The 1,937-nt window shown below is 44.1% G+C and carries 1 protein-coding gene; it reads right to left on the reverse strand.

What is annotated here, in order from left to right; all coding sequences use genetic code 11:
• A partial coding sequence (locus A3712_RS19560; protein WP_063524723.1) for an immunoglobulin-like domain-containing protein occupies positions 1-1,644 on the reverse strand: 1,644 nt, incomplete at its 3' end.
• Positions 1,645-1,937: the final 293 nt, after the last annotated feature.

A 1,937-nucleotide genomic window follows, 5' to 3' on the forward strand; every position in this document is an offset into this window, starting at 1 on the left:
ACCTGTTGTTCCGGGCTCTTCACCACGAGTGTACCAACCCGCCACCCAAGTTGCCCCATCGTGGGACACCTGATCACCTTCGACATAGACTGTATTAGTATCCCATGCTGCTGCGCAGTTCGAACCGTCAGTCACAGACACTTTACGTTCAGCAGTTACCGTTTGATTTGCACTATCTGTTACTCGGTAAACAAGCGTGTAGTTACCTATCTCGTTCACATCGACACTACCAGTGTATGTAATTGAACTTGTTAGGTCACCGTCTTCAGCATCATTTACCGTAACACCCGCCATTGGGTCGAATGGGTTGCCAAGCACTACAGTAGTATCCGACACGCCATCGAAAACAGGTTTTTGGCTGTAAACTTCTACCGTTCTTGCCTTGGTTGTTTCATTGTTGTCACTGTCTTTCACGCGGTAAGTCAGCACATAAGTCCCAATAACACTGGTCTCGACATAACCTTCAACATCAATTGATGAAGTTAAATCACCATCTTCTTTATCTGTTGCTGTCACGCCTTCCATCGGGTCAAAAACAGTGCCGTGAAGAACACGTGTACTCTCAACACCTTTCAATACAGGTTCACCTTCAACTGGTGGCGGTGTCACTTGGTCGTGAACAAATGGACCGTAGTCTTTGATGAATTGTTCGTTGTATGCTTGTCCGGCTTTGTTGGTACCCATATCCCAGTTGATAGACCAGGTCATGACGCCACGCAAAGGCTGCCCCTGAGCAGTTAAGCTATCGAACGCATCGTATAGATCTTGTGGCACTTTCACAAAACCGGTTGCTGCTGCGTCAATACTCGAAGGGATACCAAACACAAGCTTATCGTGTGGGATCTTATGGAAACCACGGGTTCCGTTGATTAAAGAGTCAGAGATGTAGTAAATGAACTCTTCTTTTAGCTCATCGTTGTTTTGAGCAATCCAGCCCACACCGTCAACCCAGATGCCGTCGCCACCTTGGTTATAAAACTGCGGGTTGATCCAATCGTAGTAACCTTCCAAGTTATCGATATAAGGAACATACTTACCACCCGTCGTTAGGTACGGGAACTCTGGCGCCATAGTAATAAGGAAGTTTTTACCTTCTGCGCGGTAGTGATCTTTCACTAGCTTCAGTGCGTCAGGAATAACGGTTTGGTTGTTTGCAGCAGTCACGGCCGCTTGCTCTAGGTCGATATCTAGACCATCAAAGCCATAGCGCTCCGTAAGACGAATGATCTCATCAGCAAAAGCTCTCTCATCACCAGTTTCTAGCTCTACGTGTGCATCTGCACCACCCAAAGCCAACAGTACAGAGCGACCTTGCTTGTTGAGTTCTGAGATTTGATCAATAAATTGTTCTTCTGAAAGCCCAACCGTTGGGTCCAGTTTAAAAGTTGGAATTCGACCATCCGCCACGTCATACACTTTCATGAATGAGACGTTCACGATGTTGTACATCGGGTTCACTTCATCTAGCGTTACACATGGCGCATTACCGCCTTGGTAACCCCCGCCATCACACCAGTTGTGCCAATAACCTACCACGACACCCGAATCTGGATTCGTCATGTCAGACCCATTTGCATAAACCGCGCCCGACATGGCCGCCATGCCAACTGATACTGCTAATTGTAGAGCTTTACGTTTCAACATTAGTCCCACTTCCTTACTTAACAGCTGTGCCAATCACAACCGAACCAATTCATTTTAATCATGAATATTTATAGAGAAGTAATGGAATTTATAGGAAATAACGACCTTTGATTTAACTTGTGATTTTAAGTCACAGATTGAATATTAGAATCAATATGATTTTGACTTTTCATTCAAATTAAAATTCGAAACAAGATAATTTTCATCAGTTTACATTGAGCATGCAAATATATTAAGCACCGTTAATTCACGAGTAAAATTAAGAATTATATACGGATGAAATATCTTTAATT

This window comes from Vibrio sp. HI00D65, from assembly GCF_001635455.1.
Lineage (GTDB): Bacteria > Pseudomonadota > Gammaproteobacteria > Enterobacterales > Vibrionaceae > Vibrio.